This is a genomic window from Bacillus paramycoides, assembly GCF_001884235.1.
Lineage (GTDB): Bacteria > Bacillota > Bacilli > Bacillales > Bacillaceae_G > Bacillus_A > Bacillus_A paramycoides.
Genome location: NZ_MAOI01000069.1, coordinates 123,861 through 141,951, shown reverse-complemented (window position 1 = coordinate 141,951; position 18,091 = coordinate 123,861). Strand labels below are relative to the sequence as shown.

Sequence of the window (18,091 nt, the reverse complement as noted above, 5' to 3'; positions counted from 1 at the left end):
TTTTATTTCTCTGGGTTTAATTGACGAAGCTCTTGTTTAATTTCAGTTTTTGCTTTTGTCTTCTCATCAATTTCTTTAATTACACGTGCTGGAGTTCCCGCAACAACTGTATATGGAGGCACATCTTCTGTTACAACAGCTCCTGCTGCTACAACTGCACCTTTACCTACTGTTACACCTTCTAAAACAACTACATTTGCACCAATTACAACATCATCTTCAACGATAACTGGCTTTGCAGAAGGCGGCTCAATAACACCTGCAAGTACAGCACCTGCACCTACGTGACAATTTTTACCAACTGTTGCACGTCCACCAAGTACTGCGTTCATGTCGATCATAGAACCTTCACCAATTACAGCACCGATGTTAATTGTTGCATTCATCATGATAACTGCATTGTCACCAATTTCAACATGATCACGAATAATCGCACCTGGCTCGATACGAGCTTTAATACCTTTTAAATCAAGCATCGGAATTGCAGAATTACGACGGTCGTTTTCTACAACGTAGTCAACGATGTGCTTTTTATTTTCTTCAAGAATTGTCTTAATTTCAGACCATTCTCCGAATAAAACACCTGATTTTTTACTTACAAATGCTTGTACTGTTTCAGGGAATGTTACTTCTTTTAAATCCCCTTTTATGTATACCTTTACAGGAGTTTTCTTTTCACTTTTTTGAATAAACGAAATAATTTCGTTAGCGTCCATCATTTTCATTCTTGTTGCCTCCTAAATCCATTTATAATGTTACTCTACCAAACGATAGGGCCAGTAGCAAGACAATAATCTTATTTTTCCATTTGAATTTCTTCTATAATTTCTAAAAATGCTTGCACTTGCTTCAATTGTCTTGCTGAGTCACTCGTCAATAACCATGTTTCTCTCGTTAATTGAACAGGTGTTTTATACATATTTTCCTGCACTTCTTTTAAAACCGTCGAAGGTAAAAGAGCATAACCTATACCATTTAAAACGAGCTGTTTGCACGTTTCAATTTGGTCAACTACAATCGTCCGTTTAGGTGGATTAGAAAATAACCCATACCACCAATTTTGTATTTGTCCATAGTAGGTCGAGTCACTTTTAAATTGAATAAATGGTCTATTCGTCTCTTTTAACATCGAAATATCTTTTATTTCTTTATCAACTAAATATAATTCGTCTTCAAACAATTGTTGCTTCTGTCCTTTATATTCTTGCGATCCTCTTAATATAGCGACGTGAACGTCCCCTTCATAAAATTGCTTTTGAACTTCACTACTCCAGCCAGTGAATAGAGATATCTTCACAGAAGGATACTTATGCACAAATTTTTTCAAAACAGGCGGAAGCCAATATTGACCAATGACTGACGCAACAGCTATCTTTAGCGTTCCGTAAGTTTCTGTTCTAAAAACAGCCAGTTCACTTTTTATATCCTCTTCCTTTTGCAACATTTCTTTTGCATAATTTGCGACTTTTTCCCCTTCAGGTGTAATTGTCAATCCTTTTTGTGAACGGATAAAAAATTTCATTCCCCATTGTTTCTCCATAGATTGTAATCGTTGGCTAAGCGCAGGTTGGGAAACAAATAAACGTTCCGCCGCTTTTCTCATATTTGATTCCTGAGCTAACACAACCATCATTTGAAAATCATCAATTTGCAACTTTCTCCCTCTTTCCTTAGCTTCCATACACCTAATTTCAATAAGCTTTTCATCCTTAATTTAATTAAATACTTTTATACAGAAGAACGATTTTTCAGTTCAAACTTTTCTTATGTTTTATGTCTTTTTAAATATAATACATACACAACTGATATGCACGAAAAAAAGTGACTTCTTCTTTTCTATGAAGTCACTTTTTTCACGTTATCGATTATGCTGTCTCACTTTTTTATTCAACAATTTTAAAATAGCTCGACGTGTTAAAATCCCCTCAAAGTATCCTTCTTCATTGACAGCGCAAATAAAAGGATGATCAATTGTCATTTCTAAAGCTTTTGCAAAGGAATCTTCTAACATAAGAACTGGAATATCTTCCTTCATCACTTGTTCCACTTTCATATTCTCAAGTCTTTCAAACTCAATGCGCTCTAACCCTAAAATACCGTCTAAAATCATAGCAGTACTAATTAACCCATGTAATTTATACATAGGATCTAGAACAGGAATCGCCGAATATCCAGATTTCACAAGAACAAGTAAAGCATGTTCTAAACCATTCCCTATTTGGACGTGTGCTACCTTCTCTGATGAAATCATTAAATCCTTCACAAGAATTTGTTGAAACTCGTCTTTCGGAATACTAATCATGTTACATCCCCCATTTTCCTTTTTCCTGCTAATATTCTCGATCCTATTCACATTTTATGATAGCGTTTTCACATTATTATTTTGTCCTTACGTTATTCTAATAAAAATAAAGATACACAGCCATTTTAGCATACAACACAAAAAAAAGACTACCATTCCGGTAGCGCTTAATACCCTTTATTTTTTAATCGGTAAAATAATCTTGTTATTTTTTTATATTGTGTCACATCTGTCTTTTTTAAACCATTCTCAATATCTGTAAGCTCGACAGCTAAAATTTCGCTCGCGTAATTTTGCTGAAACAGAATATCTAGTAATAAACTTTCTTCTTCTTTTGTCAAAATTAATTCCTTTTCCATATACTCCTCTCCTTACACTCACATCGTCACTCTTATTATATAAAATTTTCAGCTTATTTAATAGATGTAATATTCAGTTTTCGGTAATTGCATTTAAAAGCCGCAAATATATAGAAATCGTTTCGTACTATTTAGTATATCGATTTGCATAACTAAACGCCGCATAAGCATCCGGTTTAATTTTTGCGGTTAATCCCATTGCTTGAATTTTCATCGTCATATCTAAAATAAATTCTTTTGTTAAACCATCATTCCCGATATCTAAATGAATTTCCATTATGAACCCTGCCCCTTCTTGAGCATATGGGTGCAATAAATCCCATATTGTTTGTATACGATTGGGAGTAAATAGACAGGCGATTTCTTGACTAAACTGTGTTTCTAAATATATTTTCTCACGCAATGTTGCTGGCTTGTTTTTTACTGATTTATGGTGCAAACATCCCCATGCTCCTTTTCCAACCCGATGAATATGTATCGCTGTAATAAACCTCGTATCCTTTTGATGCGCTTGTGAGTCTGTCCCAATAGATAATCGATATAAATTTCGTGGATCCTTTTCAATGAAACTGCAAATGCGGTTAAAGACCATATCAAAATTCAAATGTCTCTCTGAAACATTATAAAATGTATGCTCACCGTCCACATAGTCACGTCCTTTCAATTAGACAGACTTTTCGTATTCTCATTGTATGGGACAAAAACAAGAATTATAACTACTACCCTTTATTCGTTTCAATATTTTGAATTACATAATGACAAAACCTACACGTATAAATTACATTTTGATTAGACTGGGCGGTTAATACATGAATAATTTCAGCGTGATTGTGGCAATTCGGACAAATAACAATCGGTAAGCGTTCCATTCTTCACACCTCCTATTTTATATTTACTACCATTGTAGGAAAAACAAAAAATTCCTATACATGTACGTTTGTAAAAACTCCTTTATATGATCGGGACTAAAAATGCGATTTTCACTACCTGTATAGCTTTTTAAGTAATATAACTAAAAAAGGTACTACCATTTGGTAGTACCTTTTTTATATGTATCAAGAAATGATATCGTAAATCTCAATTGCAACCATGTCGATGTTATCGAATTGATACACTTGAGGTTTTTCACCTTGTTGATACACTTCTAACTCATACATTTCACTTTTATCGAAAAATTTCACGCTACATTTGCGCTCACCGTTCACTTCAAAATAGCGTTGTGCTACTTCACCGCTTTCAGCTTGTTCTTGTAGACTAACAAGTCGAGTTAAAATTCCTTGGAGTAGAGACATGAAATCTCTCCTTTCTCTGATCTTCCTACCAATAGGTTTTACAGCAATACTCATTCTATCCGTCATAACAGAAAAAATGTTCCACACTCTAGGATAAAGGTTCTTGACCAGAAACTCAACTAAAATTTGTCGAAATACGAAGTAAAAAGAAGAAAGTTCATCTTTTCTCTTCTTTATTGCGATTTTTATACCGGCAGAATATAATAAAAAACAGAAAAAGGGAGGAATTACAATGAAAAAAATTGAGGTTTATACACAACCAGATTGTCCGCCATGTGTCATTGTGAAAGAATTTTTAAAACATAATAACGTTGCATATGAAGAATTTGACGTAAAAAAAGACGCTGCCGCTCGCAATCGCCTTTTATATGACTATGACTCCTATTCAACTCCAACAGTTGTAATTGACGGAGAAGTTGTCGCAGGTTTTCAAATCGAAAAATTACAGCAGTTATTAAATATAGAATAGGAATAGGAAGACACCTATTCCTATTTTTATAATTGTTGCAACCTTTTTATTTCAGTCAAAAGTTCCTGACTTTCATGATACCCTGCTAATTTCCATTTCCCGTTGTCCTTTTGCAATGTCACAATTTGATATTGTCCATTTTTCGCCCGCTCATATACATATAAATTTTTATGCTCTTCATCATAAGACATTTTTGTTTCTGAACTAAAGGAGAAAGGAGCTTCTTTTGCCGGAAGTAAATATTCACCACTCTGCTTATCATTTCTACTGTTTTCATCTGTAAAAACTTGAAGGAAATTATCTGTAAAATACGGTGATAACGTCTCTATCATCCTATTCATTGGTAAATGCTTCCCACGGATTGAAAATTGTGTCTCATACCCTTTTTGTATCGTTGTAAATACTTCTTTCCGATCAACTTTTACTTCTTCTTTTCCTAAAACAGTTGTGACACTATAGCCAACTAGAAAGGCAACACATACAAATAGAACAAACCATATTCCATATTTCCTCATTTTTTCACCTTCCCTTTAAAGAGCTTGTCTTTGTAGTATTCATTGTAACAATGATTATGCAAAGAAAGGGATGATTTCGTTCGTAAAATCTTTACAACGATAGACAGCATTTTCATCATCATTTTCACTATTACCAATTTATGATAAAAACAAACAAAAAAAATGCACGAATCTCTTCGTGCATTAAAATAAAACATCTTCTTCATATAAATATTCATAAGATAAATCTATAAATAAAAAGTTTTCATCATCAATTGGGAAAGAAAATGTTCGTACCATTTCACCAGTTTCGATATCAGCATATAAATCTGAAAGTCTTGCCTTATTCTCAAAACGCATTTTCATTATATTCTCTAGAAAATACGGACGCCAACTCCAGTTCTTCATATAATACTCTGGCATAATGATCCATTCACCATCTTTTTTCATGATATTACCAGATTGCTGAAAACCATCTTCATTACAAATAAATATCCGGAAACTATATTGTGATACACTTTGACTAAACTGTAATAACCAATCATTTATATCTTCATTCTTTTTTTGTTTGGATAAAACATCTCCAATTTGATTACGTAACATCTCTGTTAAATTATAAATTTTTTGCAATTTCTTCTTTTCATGCTGAATAAATTGGTGACATTCATTACCAAGTCGCTCTTTTAAAACATTTGTTTCAATAAAATCTGGTAAACATTCTTTCAAATAATTACCTTGATAATATCTACCACCGTTTTTCCAAGCATATTGCAGTTGATAAAAAGCATCTATTTCTTCATATAACAATGTTGCCCCAATTCTTCTTGCAAGTAATGATAGGGAATATAAAATATCTTGATAAGATTGTAAAAGTGCAGTTTGCCTTAAATTTGTTAAATCTACTTTTAAAATATCCGGCGCTAACACGCTAATACGCTCTAAATTACTTGTACCTGTTCCAACTTTATTAATCGAAATTTGAATACCGTATGTACGATAATACATTAATAAATGATTAAATTGTTCTATATCTTCTTTACATTCGTGTTCTGTTATCTCTAAAACAATGCGCTTCAAGTTTAAACCTTTTTTTTCATACATCAACAAAAGTTGAAGCAAACTTTCATCTTCATCATTCATTAATACATTAGCATTCCGATGTATAAACAATAATAATTTTTGATCGCTTTCTAAATACCTATGTAAAGCTTTTTCTACAATATTGTTATCTGCTTCAAGTTGGAACTCACTCGGAATAGAATCATCATGAAAGAAAGAGGCTAAACTTTGTATGCCCTCTTCTGTTTGAATACGTCCTACAACTTCATATCCAATTACTGTATGCTCATCAGCACTAAAAATAGCTTGATAATAAGGAAGGACTTTATCCAAGTTACTCATTACATCTAATGCATCTATCAACGTGCTTCCCTCCCTTTACTTTTCAAAAATTATAACACGATATTTACGGAAAAATAATAAAAAATCCCTTCAGTGTTCCTGAAGGGATTAGAGGGGTAAAATGCTAAGGGGAATTAGCAATTCTACTATGAAGAAAAAAGAGGTCTTAAATATAACGTATATATCCCCTCTTGTAAACACTTTTCTTTCACATGTCACAATTTCGTCATATTTTACCACAAAGAAATGAATAAATCATTCATTTTTTTATCCCTTTTAAAATGGATATTGATGCAAATGTTGACCACCATCCATTGTCATACAAGTTCCATTTATGTATGCAGCTTCATCTGAACATAAATAATAAGCTAGACCCGCAATTTCTTCTGGTGTACCCAGTCTACCAAGTGGAACACTTTGCAATGTACGCTTAGCCATTTCTTCTGAAATCCATAATTTATCGGCACCACCTGTGCGTTCAATTGGTCCTGGTGCGATAGCGTTAACTCGTATTCCATATTTACGTCCCCACTCAACAGCAAGCGTTTTCGTCATTGCTAATACTCCAGCCTTTGCTGCAGCTGAATGAATGACTCCTGGGCCTGCATCCCATGCATATGTTGCCACCATGTTAATGATATTTCCTTTTATACCTTTCTCAATCCAATACTTCCCAACAGCTTGGCTACAATAGAACGTTCCATTTAATACAATATTAATGACAGCATTCCAGCCATTCACAGATAAATCCTCTGCTGGACAAATAAAATTTCCAGCTGCATTATTTATTAGAATATCAATTCGTCCAAACTTCTCATCAATATGTTCAATCATTCTTTGAATATCATCGGTATTTCGTACATCCATTTGTACAGGTAATACTTGCCCTGGGAACTGTTCAATCTCTAACCTTGTTTCTTCTAGCTTTTCTTTCGTACGCCCTGTAATAACAACTCGTGCCCCTTCTTTTGCAAAACGAGTCGCCATTCCTTTTCCCATTCCACTTGATCCACCTGTTATAATAACTACTTTTTCTTTCAATTACATCCCCTCCCAAAAATGAATACACATTCATTTTATCATTTAATTTGATAGAAATCTTTATATTTTTAAATTTTTCTGATATTTTAATGTAGAGAAATTTCTTTCTCTTCTATTTTTCTTAATCTATACTACTTTTCTCGAGTCTAAAATATATTAAAAAAAACAAACTGAAAGGAGATTCGAGTAACCTGTATATGGAATACATACATTTGCTGTAAACCTGATAGGTATACTCACATTATTATGAAGCAAATTACAAGAAGGAAATTTTTAAAGTCTGGAATACGCACTTGTCTATATTCACTTATAACCGCTAGCATCGGCTATTATTATGCGAAATATATAGAACCACATTGCGTCTCTTTTACAAAGCACACACTTAAATCACCACTCATACCAAGAAGTTTTCACGGTATGAAGATCCTTCAATTTAGTGACTTACATCTTGGATACTATTTCTCACTCCAACACCTATCTCAAATCGTTTCCAAAATCAATGCCGAAAATCCAGATATTGTCCTTTTTACTGGTGATCTTATTGACAACTACCAAACATATACTGAAGCTCCTTTTGTTGCATCCATCTTAAAAAATATAAAAGCACCATTCGGTAAATTTTCTATTTATGGAAACCACGACCACGGCGGATATGGAACTGAATACTATGATCACATCATGCGTGAATCTGGTTTTGAACTTTTACAAAATAAAGAAACACGAATTCGTTTATTGGATAATAGTGAAATTTCCATTTTTGGAATCGATGATATACTACTAGGCAAGCCAAAAATAGAGGAAACATTACAACGTGCCCAGCAAAATATTTATACAATTGTTCTTGTTCACGAGCCAGATATCGCACCACAAATCGCTACATATCCAATCAATCTTCAACTTTCTGGTCATAGCCACGGTGGACAAGTACAACTTCCTTTTTTAGGCGCTATTATTACCCCAGCTCTCGCGAAATACTACATTGAAGGTTTCTATAACCTTCGAAATTTGACTCTCTATGTCAATCGAGGTCTCGGAAGAACACGTGTCCCATTCCGCTTTATGGCTAAACCTGAAATTACGCTTTTTACCCTACAACATTCGTAACATATATTTGCCTATTTTCTTATACATCCTTTCTTGTACGCGCTCATCCACGCTTGGTTCACCATATGATAAAAGTGAGTCCAGTAAAGGAGGTTTGTTCATGTATCCATATTATCAGCCAGTCCCAGTTCGTTCAGCACCTATTGGTCCAGTAGGCGACTCACGCTTCTTTCCATTTTTCGGCGTTCCATTTCTAGCTGGAATTGCTGGAGGATTGCTCGGTGGAGCATTAGCTTTCGGCCCTAGACCGTTTTATCCGCCATATCCACCACCTTTCCCACCACCAGCACCTTTTCCTTGTTACGGAGGGCCTTGTCAACAACCATTCTATTATTAATTTAAACCAACGAACCGATTCATCACACGCCTATAATAAAAACTATTCTCTCTACTCATTCTTCCATTTATGGAACATATGATAGAGAAAAAAGTAAAAACCTCTTAATTGTATTAAGAGGTTTTTACTATATTTTCATTATTCAGCGTCTGTATTTTGATACGCCATCTTAAATAAGTTCACTTGGCTATCAATTTCTTCTATACTACTATTAATTATGTAGTAATAGTCACCATCTTTATTTTGTTCACGTGTTTTCACGTTATCAGCTAAAATAAGCTGTAAAATTGCCTTTATTCTCGCTTTCATTTCAATATCTAAAATTGGGAAGGATATTTCTACTCGTTTTTCCATATTTCGCGTCATCAAATCAGCTGAAGATAAATATATTTTTTCATCGCCATTATGATGGAAATAATAAATACGACTATGTTCTAAATATCTTCCAACAACACTAACTACACGAATATTTTCACTTACATTTGGAATCCCAGGCCTTAAACAACATGTCCCTCTAACGATGAGCTCTACCTTAACCCCAGCTTGTGATGCTTCATACATTTTTTTTATTAATGGTTTATCTGTTAACGAATTCATCTTAGCGATAATATATCCATTTCCATATTGTCTATGATAACGGATTTCCTCATCTATTAAGTCCATAAATTGCTCTCTTATATCAAACGGTGCAACAGATAGATGATGAAAATGCGGTTTCGTTGTATAACCACTCAAATAATTAAAGAAATTCGTTGCATCTACACCAAAGTCTTTTCGCGATGTAATATATCCAAAATCAGTATACAACTTCGCTGTTGCATCATTATAATTTCCTGTTCCAAGATGTACAAACCTTTCGATTTTCCCGTTTTTTCTCCTTACAACAAGTGTGATTTTACTATGCGTTTTCAAGTGACTTACTCCGTAAATAACATGACATCCAGCCTGTTCCAGTTCTTTAGCCCAATGAACATTATTCTCTTCATCAAACCTCGCCTTTAATTCAACCAATACCGTCACTTGTTTTCCTTTTTCAGCCGCCACCTTCAAGGCCTGAATTATTGGGGAGTCTCCACTTACACGATATAATGTTTGTTTAATCGCAAGTACATTCGAGTCCTCTGCCGCATCACGGACAAAATCAACAACTGGCTGAAACGACTCAAATGGATGGTGTAATAAAATATCATGTTCTATCGCTTTTTCAAATACATCTTCCTCATCACCTAAATCTTGAGGAGGTTGAGGAATAAGGGCTGGATATACAAGATGCTCATATAAAGGCGCTAATTTTTTATATAAGGAGAATAAACATGTTAAATCTAGCGGTCCATCCATCATGTACACATCTTCATCTTTTACTTCCAACACCTCATATAGTAACGCCAATACTCTTTCATCAATGTGTTCTTTACCGACCTCTAAACGAACGGCGGCTCCCCACTTACGCTTTTTCAATTCTTTTTCAATTACTTTTAATAAATCGCGTGCACCTTCTTCATGAATTGTTAAGTCCGCATTACGTGTAATACGAAAACGAGTAACAGGCGATACTTTATATCCTGTGAATAACTTATGGGTAAAACCACTAATTACATCTTCTAATAAAATAAATTTATGCTTTTGTCCTTCACTCGGTAAAAATATGAAACGCTCAAGTAATGAAGGTACTTGTACAATTCCTAACTTCGTACGATTTTCTTCCTCAGCTTGCTTCTCATCATATAAAATAGTAGCTAAATTCAAACTTTTATTTAATAACATCGGAAATGGACGATACGCATCAATAGCAACAGGGGTTAAAACTGGAAATATTTGTTCATCGAAATACTCCTCGATAAATTCCCTTTGCTCTTTCGTCAAATCATGGAATGTTAAACGCTCAATCCCCTCTAGTTCAAGCGCTGGTAATACATAATTTTTAAACGTGTTATACTGCACAGTCATTAACTCATGAGCTTTTATCGCAATCTTATTTAACTGTTTCTTCGGTGTTAAACCTGCCTTATTTTCTGGCTGATTAAATCCGGCACTTACTTGATCTTTCAAACCTGCTACACGCACCATAAAAAATTCATCTAAATTTGAACTGAAAATACTAATAAACTTTAATCTTTCTAAAAGTGGATTATTTTCATCTTGTGCTTCTTGTAGTACACGTTCATTAAACGCTAGCCAGCTTAATTCACGATTATTATAATAAGCTGTATCATTTAAATTTACTAAATTCCCCTTTAGCAATTCCATTCTCTTCACACTTCCCTTTGAAACTTTTTTAATATAATTTAGTTCCTTTTATTTTATCAAATTACAATATTCTAAAGTGTTAATTTTTTGTAAAGACATCCGTACCATTTATTGTTTTAATTCGAATAATAAGTTAATATTCATTTTTAATACTCTTTCTAGCTGTTTTTTTTGTTTTTCCGCTTGGACTTTTTCCGCTAATGCCGATTGTTCACATAAAATCCTGAATGTTAAACCTTCTTTACTTTCCGTTATAGATATCGTTTCAATAAGCGGCCTTTGTCTCACATTTAAAGCAGCCGAAAATTGTAATACAGCCCCTAATAATCGAATTTTCTTTTGTTCACTTTTATCAAACCACCCTTCAAACGGTGCCAAATGCTGTTTAAATAACATTTTTGATTTATAAGAAGCTATAAGTGCTAATCTAACTCGATCTTTATGCATCATACCATCAATTGTTTTGTTGGCTAGTAAGTAAAACGTATGTAAACGGCTCGCTTCTTCATCTATATATTTTCCAATATTAAATACTTTTGCTGCTTGATGGAATATTTCCCAGTCTTTCGCTGACATAGAAATGAGTCCAGCTCCTTCAAGTTGTTTGCAGATTAATGTTCCTAGTTTAATAAGTTGAATAACAAATTCCATATCTAATTCGTATTCATATGATAATAAATGTAAACTTTCTTCCACTACATTCGGATAGTATGAAATCCCCAAATCTTTCGTTAATTCTTCATAGAAAACACCTTCTCTTAATCCTTTTTTGCTTAATACAAAAGCTGGTGCCTGTATAACATTAACAAGCGTATGAAATACTTCGACAGCTGGAATAATTGTATCTGCTCGATCTTTTGCTAATCCTTCTAATTTTTGAAGTTCTATGAATGATAATTGTTTTAATTCATCTTTCACATTTTTAATATCTTCTTCTTTCATTTTGTATAAATGTAGTCCAGCTATAGGATAACAAATTAAATTTTGATGGATTTTCACCATGTTCCTCGCACTACCCCCAATTGCGATAAGTGGCAATTTTTTATCGATTATCCATGGTAGCGTTCGGAATTGACTACATAAATAGCTTCTAATCTCATCTAACTCCTCTGTAGTAGGAATATTATCTTGAATAAATTGTTGCTTTAAAGAAAGTGCTCCAAAAGAAAAGCTGTGGTATTCTAAAATTTCTCTATTACGGAAGTATGTAACTTCTGTACTTCCCCCACCGATATCAACTGTAATTCCTTCTGAAAACGAAGTAGAATTCATAACTGCTAAATAACCATAACGTGCTTCTTCATATTCTGATAAAACTCTAAGAGTAAAATCTGTTTGTCCTTCAACAAGTTTTTTAATTTCATCTTTATTCTCAGCCTGTCTAATTGTTGCCGTTGCAACACAAAGTACATGATGTAACTTATAGAATCGTGTACTTTCTTGAAATTGAAATAATGTTTGTAACAACACTTCTATTCCCTCTTCAATTAATACACCATTGACTAAATAATTTCTTAGCCTAGCAACTACTTTCGTATTTTCAATCTCTTTATAAAAACCACCGTTTTGTTTTTCATAAATAACTAAACGCATTGTATTGGAGCCTATGTCTATAATGGCATATTGTTGTTTTAATATTTCTTTCAAACTTCTCACTCTTTCATTATCAAATTTCTAAAACATATTCTATCACTATTATACAAAATAGTTGTTTTTTGTAACAATATTGCTTTAATATTGAAAATATATACAATCACTTTTTGCATATAATAAAAACCTATTTTATTTATGTTATAATAAGGAAAACTTGAAAGGAGATTCAATATGAAACCTTCACAACCACAATCTCAATTACATAACCAACATTCTATTAACAGACTAGCTCAATCTATTTTCGTTGTGAATCGACATGCTAAAGCTGCAACTAATCCTAAATACTTATACTGGTTAAAAAAGACCGCTTTAGAACGTCTCATTGCTGAAAAAAAAGCTATCAAAGAAGGATTACATTTTTCTAGAAATCCGCGTTTTAGTCAACAACAATCTGATGTTCTCATACGTTTAGGTGATTATTTTTTCCATATCCCTCCTACGAAAGATGATTTTCGCACCCTACCACATCTTGGTCATCTTGAATCCTCCTATCGAAATCCGAAAACAACCTTATCTTTAACTATTGCAAAAAAAACACTTCAAGATTATATTGGTCCGGAAGCAGTAAAACAAGAAAAAAAATTAAGCGAACCAGTTCCATGGTATAGCCGTACCTATACAAAAAAATAAAACAGTTTGGCCTAATATAGGCCAAACTGTTTTATTTTTTATCTTCTTTAATTTTAATATTTGCTTGCTTATAGAATGCAACTTTTTCTGTATTATATGATTTTGTATATTCATTAAACTTATCTTTTTCTTGCTCAATATCCTTATAAGATTGGTTTACTGTCTTTACTTTCTCACTAATATCTTTTAATTTTGTCCCTTTATCTTGTAGCATTGTATACAATTCTTTTTCTTGCTTTAAAGATTTATTATAACTATCATACATTTTTTTGAATGAATCATGTCGTTTCTCATAAGTACTCTTTACTTTATCCGCCTGGTCTTTTAATTTATTATCTTCAATTTTCCCCACATACTTATCAGCCGATTTCACTTCTTCTTGCGCTTTATTTAACGCATCTTTTTCTTTAATAAGAACTTTTTCTCGTTCATCTGTATTTTTCACTGCTTGATCAAGCTTTTCCTTAACAGCCTGATTATTATCTTTTCCTTCTTGAACAATTTGATTATATAATGCTTGTCCTTCTTTCTCTAATGATTCAAGCTTTTTCGCATCTTCAAACATTGTTTTTTCTTGCTTGGCAGCATTCTCAAATGCAACATATAGTTCCTCTTCTGGTTTCGGACCGAAACAACCAGCTAGTAAAGTCATTGATAATGCAGTTACAATTGCTAATTTATTATATTTCAACATCTATTCCTCCTATTAATAAACGATCATCGCGCCAAAAATCCCATACAAAATGTATAAATCCTTCATCTCTTTCACTCTCACATCTTTTTACGAAGATCATCAATAATTATTTATCATGCTTGTACAGCTTCTCTCTTTGCTTGCACAAATTTAGTACTTAAAATTACGTTTTTCGTTTCTACATCTGTATTATTTAGTAGTTTCAAATTATGTAATAGCTTCAAACACAAAGGAATTTACCTCAGTTTTAATAACTGCAAGAACAACTATAATAATTCACCTGATAAAAGATGATTGTTGGTCTCTCACGTCTATCATTCCATCATTCCCTTTCCGCTTTCTATCAAATAATCTCTTTGTCCATTTTACACAGTACAAAGGTTATCTCGCAACAACTTACAAATATTCTTTTAATTTCCTAAAAAGGAAAAGTGTAGAGCTTATTTTCCTCTACACTTTTAAAATAAAACGCATTGTGCAAAATGCATTGACACATCCAACATAATTATATGCTGATTACATATATTTTTAAAGGATTTTGTTACAAAAAAATGTTTTTTGTAACAAAAAACAAAAAAATATTACAGGGAAATTTCTTCATATCATACTTCTTCATATCAAAGCTTCACTCATCACCTTGCGAATTTCTATAATTATACAATTGATTTTGTGCCTTTCTTAACAACTCTTCAAAAGTTTTCCCTTCTCCCGGATAACTAGCAGCGCCAAATAGTAAAGTAACACTTAGTAAATCATTTGCTATTTCATTTTGAATATTTTTGATTAATCGATTTGTTATTGTTGATTTTTCATAGCCATTATCAACTACTACAATAACGTATTTATTTTCATCCCAGCTCGTAACTACATCGCCTTTTCGAACTGTCTTTACAATTCTACGCTCCACTCTTTGGACTAACTCATCCAACTTTTTTTCTTGCACTGTGCCTTTTATTACATCCCACTCTTTTACTGAAAGAATGTACACTGTAATATTACGAGAATCTCTTTCGGATAAAGCAGCTACTTTCCTGAAAAAATCAACGACAAAATCGTTGTTCGTCATTCCTCCCACTTCAACATTCATACGCACGCTTGCTCTTTTATCGTACCAATATATGTTTCTATAAAAATAATATTTTTCTACAAAATAAAAAATGTACATATTCGATGCACATTTTCGCTTAAGCTTGTATACCTTTTCTATTCTATTTCATATATATACTATATATCGTTTTTAGAAAGGAGTGACATATATGCCTCAAAAAGAAAATCTATCAGATATTATGCGCTTACTAGCTGGTTTTTTATTATCATTAAAACTACTATTTAAATCTTTCGGAATAAACTTCATTACAAATGATCAAATTGACGCTATAGTAAATGTTAGTTCATTTCTATTCATTCTATATGTTGGATACAAAAATAACTATGTAGGAAAAAAAGGGATAGAACAAAAGAAATTACTCAAGAAACACAATCTTCATTAAAAAAGGAACCTTTCACTCAGGTTCCTTTTTATCATTGCCTTACAACCACTTCATTTGTTTGCAGTGGGCCATATGATAATCCTTTATATTGACATGTGTATGTAGCTTGAAATACTGAATTTGGAGGAGCTTTCTCTTTATTTGCTTTTATTTTACAAATTAATTCCACTTTTTCATTTGGTGATAAATTATCGATTCGCCATCTTACAAGCTGAAATAAAAATTCACTTATCCCCTTATCTGTCTTTAAAGAATTGGGGATATACGCAAAATAGTCGCGAATCATATGACTTACGACAACTCGTGAAATCATTTCAACTCCTTTATTTTCAACTTCAAGACGAATAATAAGTATATCATTGACATCAAAGGCTAGTTCATATGAAAATTTTTCTTTATACATACTACGGATTTGCAATGTGACGGCTACATTAGGAATTTCCGTTTCTTTTTTTGAACCATCAATCCACAAAACAGGCTGCAACGGTATAGAATACCTTCCTTGATCCGAAATTCGTTTCCATATTTTCATAATGTAAATTCACCTCATTCCAGATGTATCATCTATACAACTTTATTCTGCCTATCTACACAATAAATCACACAAAAAAATATTGGAACTTGTTACAAACAGCATTAATTATTTCTCTTCCTTTTATCCTATTCGACAATATAAAGAAAAAACCATTTTTAATAGGTGACAGGGGCTATTCTTTATTAAATATTTTTTTACATTTTCCCTCATTGACTATGTAATAACGTCAAGTCTTACTACCCGTAAATAACGGGATAAGAGAATAATTTGGTGAAAGAAAAAGTTTGCCTTTTAGTCAAATTTGACTATAATATAATTTATGATTTCTAATCTTTATATCATGTCAGTGCAATTTTTTATAAATAAAGCCGGAACGAGACAAACTGTACATGAAGTTTTTTATGCACTGCACCCAAAAACTTAAGTTAGTTTAATTTTTATTAAAGGAGGGCTATATTTGGAAACACAACTATCAAAAAAAGACTCAAGCAAAACAAAATTTGTTGTTGCTGGTTTATTGCTTGGTATTCTAATGGCAGCAATGGATAATACAATAGTCGCAACCGCGATGGCAACTATCGTCGGAGACCTAGGAGGGTTCGACAAATTCGTTTGGGTTACATCTGCATACATGGTAGCAACAATGGCCGGAATGCCTATTTTCGGTAAGCTGTCTGATATGTACGGACGAAAACGTTTTTATATTGGTGGACTAATTCTTTTCTTATTCGGTTCTGCCCTTTGCGGGACAGCATCAAGTATTGAACAACTAAGTATTTATAGAGCCATTCAAGGAATTGGTGGCGGCGCTCTTATGCCTATCGCATTTACAATTATGTATGATATATTCCCACCTGAAAAACGAGGGAAAATGACAGGACTATTTGGTGCTGTTTTCGGGACATCTAGTGTTTTCGGACCTTTATTAGGTGCATATATTACAGATTATATAAGCTGGCACTGGGTCTTCTATATTAATATTCCATTAGGACTTATCTCCTTCTTCTTCATTACTAAATACTACAACGAGTCTCTAGAATATCGAAAACAAAAAATTGACTGGGCTGGCGCCATTACACTGGTCATTAGTATCGTTTGTTTAATGTTTGCTCTAGAACTTGGCGGTAAAGAATATGCATGGAATTCTAATGTAATTATTGGTTTATTTACAGCAGTTGTTATTATGCTTATTATTTTCTTCTTCGTAGAAAGAAACGCGACTGAGCCTATTATTTCTTTCCATTTATTTAAAAAGCCTTTATTTGCAGCCAGCCAAGGAGTTGCCTTTTTCTATGGTGCAGCTTTTATCATCTGCACAGTTTATATTCCAATCTTCGTTCAAGGTGTTCTCGGTGGTTCGGCCTCAAATGCTGGATTAATTTTAACACCAATGATGGTAGGGTCTGTAATCGGGAGTCAAACTGGTGGACAGTTAGCTTCACGAACAAGCTATCGTAACATTATGATGGTATCTGGAGCTTTCTTCGTTCTTGGTATTTATTTACTAAGCACTTTAACAATGGAAACACCTCGTACACTCGTAACAATGTTTATGATTCTCGCTGGACTTGGAGTTGGATTCTCCTTCTCAGTTTTAAGTATGGCATCTATTCACAAACTAGAAATGAGAGATCGCGGCTCTGCTACATCAACAAATTCATTCTTCCGTTCACTAGGAATGACCCTTGGTGTCACTATTTTCGGTACGATTCAAAATCATATCTTCACTGATAAATTAAAAGCAGTCTTTCCTCCTGAATTAGCCAAAATGGCACCAAAAGGTGGAGACACCAGCTTCTTATTATCACCAAACGCTACTGAAAAGCTACCACCTGAAATACTAAGCGGAATTAAGGATGCGCTTGCAACATCTATTGCTAATACATTTTTTTGGGCACTTATCCCAGCTATACTAAGTATAATCTGTATTTTACTTATGGGAAAAGAACGTCTTTTAACAGGACCAAAAACGAAACAAAAACAAAAACAAGTAAGCTAATATGGAAAAATGAAACGGTATATCCCTTTATGAAAGAGGATATA

Annotated in this window: 20 protein-coding genes and 1 pseudogene; 6 read left to right on the top strand and 15 right to left on the bottom strand. The window is 33.2% G+C overall.

The window, feature by feature from the left end; all coding sequences use genetic code 11:
* Window positions 1-2: 2 nt before the first annotated feature.
* The 7 genes from dapD to BAU28_RS13210 all read right to left on the bottom strand — a co-directional run bounded on the left by dapD (window position 3) and on the right by BAU28_RS13210 (window position 3,953).
* On the bottom strand, window positions 3-725 hold the full coding sequence (gene dapD / locus BAU28_RS13240; protein WP_071718788.1) for a 2,3,4,5-tetrahydropyridine-2,6-dicarboxylate N-acetyltransferase: 723 nt from the start codon (window positions 723-725) through the stop codon (window positions 3-5).
* A 71-nt stretch (window positions 726-796) separates the two neighbouring features.
* Window positions 797-1,681, bottom strand: coding sequence for a LysR family transcriptional regulator (locus BAU28_RS13235; RefSeq protein ID WP_025147731.1), 885 nt, complete (start codon window positions 1,679-1,681; stop codon window positions 797-799).
* Window positions 1,682-1,858: 177 nt separating this feature from the next.
* Window positions 1,859-2,302: a cyclic-di-AMP-binding protein CbpB gene (gene cbpB, locus BAU28_RS13230; RefSeq protein WP_002173221.1), complete on the bottom strand. Its 444-nt coding sequence runs from the start codon at window positions 2,300-2,302 to the stop codon at window positions 1,859-1,861.
* Window positions 2,303-2,469: 167 nt separating this feature from the next.
* On the bottom strand, window positions 2,470-2,661 hold the full coding sequence (gene abbA / locus BAU28_RS13225) for an antirepressor AbbA (protein WP_002173222.1): 192 nt from the start codon (window positions 2,659-2,661) through the stop codon (window positions 2,470-2,472).
* A gap of 127 nt (window positions 2,662-2,788) precedes the next feature.
* The gene (locus BAU28_RS13220; protein WP_025147730.1) at window positions 2,789-3,307 is read right to left on the bottom strand and encodes a ribonuclease H-like YkuK family protein; all 519 of its coding nucleotides are present in this window, start codon (window positions 3,305-3,307) and stop codon (window positions 2,789-2,791) included.
* A gap of 73 nt (window positions 3,308-3,380) precedes the next feature.
* Window positions 3,381-3,530, bottom strand: coding sequence for a hypothetical protein (locus BAU28_RS30420; protein ID WP_071718787.1), 150 nt, complete (start codon window positions 3,528-3,530; stop codon window positions 3,381-3,383).
* Window positions 3,531-3,716: 186 nt separating this feature from the next.
* Window positions 3,717-3,953 (bottom strand): YkuJ family protein, encoded by a 237-nt coding sequence (locus BAU28_RS13210; protein ID WP_000055151.1) that lies wholly within the window; start codon window positions 3,951-3,953, stop codon window positions 3,717-3,719.
* Window positions 3,954-4,185: 232 nt separating this feature from the next.
* Here BAU28_RS13210 and BAU28_RS13205 point away from each other — a divergent pair, with 232 nt between their 5' ends.
* A complete protein-coding gene (locus BAU28_RS13205) occupies window positions 4,186-4,422 on the top strand; it encodes a glutaredoxin family protein (RefSeq protein WP_000717875.1) in 237 nt (78 codons plus the stop codon).
* Window positions 4,423-4,448: 26 nt separating this feature from the next.
* Here BAU28_RS13205 and BAU28_RS13200 read toward each other — a convergent pair whose 3' ends face one another.
* The 3 genes from BAU28_RS13200 to fadH form a co-directional block, all read right to left on the bottom strand.
* Complete coding sequence (locus BAU28_RS13200) at window positions 4,449-4,937, bottom strand: DUF3993 domain-containing protein (RefSeq protein WP_048374044.1); 489 nt, start codon at window positions 4,935-4,937, stop codon at window positions 4,449-4,451.
* Window positions 4,938-5,120: 183 nt separating this feature from the next.
* Window positions 5,121-6,338, bottom strand: coding sequence for an EAL domain-containing protein (locus BAU28_RS13190; protein ID WP_071718785.1), 1,218 nt, complete (start codon window positions 6,336-6,338; stop codon window positions 5,121-5,123).
* A 255-nt stretch (window positions 6,339-6,593) separates the two neighbouring features.
* Window positions 6,594-7,358, bottom strand: coding sequence for a 2,4-dienoyl-CoA reductase (fadH, locus tag BAU28_RS13185; RefSeq protein WP_025147727.1), 765 nt, complete (start codon window positions 7,356-7,358; stop codon window positions 6,594-6,596).
* A 246-nt stretch (window positions 7,359-7,604) separates the two neighbouring features.
* Here fadH and BAU28_RS13180 point away from each other — a divergent pair, with 246 nt between their 5' ends.
* On the top strand, window positions 7,605-8,462 hold the full coding sequence (locus BAU28_RS13180) for a metallophosphoesterase (protein WP_071718784.1): 858 nt from the start codon (window positions 7,605-7,607) through the stop codon (window positions 8,460-8,462).
* 100 nt (window positions 8,463-8,562) lie between these two features.
* Window positions 8,563-8,799, top strand: a complete 237-nt coding sequence (locus tag BAU28_RS13175; RefSeq protein WP_002173230.1) for a hypothetical protein — start codon at window positions 8,563-8,565, stop codon at window positions 8,797-8,799.
* A gap of 138 nt (window positions 8,800-8,937) precedes the next feature.
* Here BAU28_RS13175 and BAU28_RS13170 read toward each other — a convergent pair whose 3' ends face one another.
* Together BAU28_RS13170 and BAU28_RS13165 are read right to left on the bottom strand one after the other, a co-directional pair.
* Window positions 8,938-11,046, bottom strand: coding sequence for a polyphosphate kinase (locus BAU28_RS13170; RefSeq protein WP_071718783.1), 2,109 nt, complete (start codon window positions 11,044-11,046; stop codon window positions 8,938-8,940).
* 108 nt (window positions 11,047-11,154) lie between these two features.
* Complete coding sequence (locus tag BAU28_RS13165; protein WP_071718782.1) at window positions 11,155-12,693, bottom strand: Ppx/GppA family phosphatase; 1,539 nt, start codon at window positions 12,691-12,693, stop codon at window positions 11,155-11,157.
* A 177-nt stretch (window positions 12,694-12,870) separates the two neighbouring features.
* Here BAU28_RS13165 and BAU28_RS13160 point away from each other — a divergent pair, with 177 nt between their 5' ends.
* Window positions 12,871-13,329 carry a YkyB family protein gene (locus BAU28_RS13160; RefSeq protein WP_025147723.1) on the top strand — a complete coding sequence of 153 codons (459 nt, stop codon included), beginning with the start codon at window positions 12,871-12,873 and terminating at the stop codon, window positions 13,327-13,329.
* Window positions 13,330-13,360: 31 nt separating this feature from the next.
* On the opposite strand, the gene BAU28_RS13155 is transcribed toward BAU28_RS13160, so the two are convergent.
* Window positions 13,361-14,023: a YkyA family protein gene (locus BAU28_RS13155; RefSeq protein ID WP_048374050.1), complete on the bottom strand. Its 663-nt coding sequence runs from the start codon at window positions 14,021-14,023 to the stop codon at window positions 13,361-13,363.
* Between the two features lie 625 nt (window positions 14,024-14,648).
* Window positions 14,649-15,143, bottom strand: a pseudogene (locus BAU28_RS13150) (diguanylate cyclase domain-containing protein); the annotation flags it as partial.
* 136 nt (window positions 15,144-15,279) lie between these two features.
* Between BAU28_RS13150 and BAU28_RS13145 the strand changes: the two are divergent.
* Complete coding sequence (locus tag BAU28_RS13145; protein ID WP_025147721.1) at window positions 15,280-15,513, top strand: phage holin; 234 nt, start codon at window positions 15,280-15,282, stop codon at window positions 15,511-15,513.
* Window positions 15,514-15,544: 31 nt separating this feature from the next.
* Here BAU28_RS13145 and BAU28_RS13140 read toward each other — a convergent pair whose 3' ends face one another.
* Window positions 15,545-16,045 carry a hypothetical protein gene (locus tag BAU28_RS13140; RefSeq protein WP_071718780.1) on the bottom strand — a complete coding sequence of 167 codons (501 nt, stop codon included), beginning with the start codon at window positions 16,043-16,045 and terminating at the stop codon, window positions 15,545-15,547.
* A gap of 460 nt (window positions 16,046-16,505) precedes the next feature.
* Between BAU28_RS13140 and BAU28_RS13135 the strand changes: the two genes are divergently transcribed.
* Window positions 16,506-18,047, top strand: coding sequence for an MDR family MFS transporter (locus tag BAU28_RS13135; protein ID WP_071718779.1), 1,542 nt, complete (start codon window positions 16,506-16,508; stop codon window positions 18,045-18,047).
* The last annotated feature ends 44 nt before the right edge of the window (window positions 18,048-18,091 follow it).

Excerpts from the sequence above, each read along its gene's own strand:
- dapD (WP_071718788.1), bottom strand. The coding sequence starts at position 725 with ATGAAAATGATGGACGCTAACGAAATTATTTCGTTTATTCAAAAAAGT.
- BAU28_RS13235 (WP_025147731.1), bottom strand. The coding sequence starts at position 1,681 with ATGGAAGCTAAGGAAAGAGGGAGAAAGTTGCAAATTGATGATTTTCAA.
- cbpB (WP_002173221.1), bottom strand. The coding sequence starts at position 2,302 with ATGATTAGTATTCCGAAAGACGAGTTTCAACAAATTCTTGTGAAGGAT.
- abbA (WP_002173222.1), bottom strand. The coding sequence starts at position 2,661 with ATGGAAAAGGAATTAATTTTGACAAAAGAAGAAGAAAGTTTATTACTA.
- BAU28_RS30420 (WP_071718787.1), bottom strand. The coding sequence starts at position 3,530 with ATGGAACGCTTACCGATTGTTATTTGTCCGAATTGCCACAATCACGCT.
- BAU28_RS13210 (WP_000055151.1), bottom strand. The coding sequence starts at position 3,953 with ATGTCTCTACTCCAAGGAATTTTAACTCGACTTGTTAGTCTACAAGAA.
- BAU28_RS13205 (WP_000717875.1), top strand. The coding sequence starts at position 4,186 with ATGAAAAAAATTGAGGTTTATACACAACCAGATTGTCCGCCATGTGTC.
- BAU28_RS13200 (WP_048374044.1), bottom strand. The coding sequence starts at position 4,937 with ATGAGGAAATATGGAATATGGTTTGTTCTATTTGTATGTGTTGCCTTT.
- BAU28_RS13180 (WP_071718784.1), top strand. The coding sequence starts at position 7,605 with ATGAAGCAAATTACAAGAAGGAAATTTTTAAAGTCTGGAATACGCACT.
- BAU28_RS13175 (WP_002173230.1), top strand. The coding sequence starts at position 8,563 with ATGTATCCATATTATCAGCCAGTCCCAGTTCGTTCAGCACCTATTGGT.
- BAU28_RS13170 (WP_071718783.1), bottom strand. The coding sequence starts at position 11,046 with ATGGAATTGCTAAAGGGGAATTTAGTAAATTTAAATGATACAGCTTAT.
- BAU28_RS13160 (WP_025147723.1), top strand. The coding sequence starts at position 12,871 with ATGAAACCTTCACAACCACAATCTCAATTACATAACCAACATTCTATT.
- BAU28_RS13155 (WP_048374050.1), bottom strand. The coding sequence starts at position 14,023 with ATGTTGAAATATAATAAATTAGCAATTGTAACTGCATTATCAATGACT.
- BAU28_RS13145 (WP_025147721.1), top strand. The coding sequence starts at position 15,280 with ATGCCTCAAAAAGAAAATCTATCAGATATTATGCGCTTACTAGCTGGT.
- BAU28_RS13140 (WP_071718780.1), bottom strand. The coding sequence starts at position 16,045 with ATGAAAATATGGAAACGAATTTCGGATCAAGGAAGGTATTCTATACCG.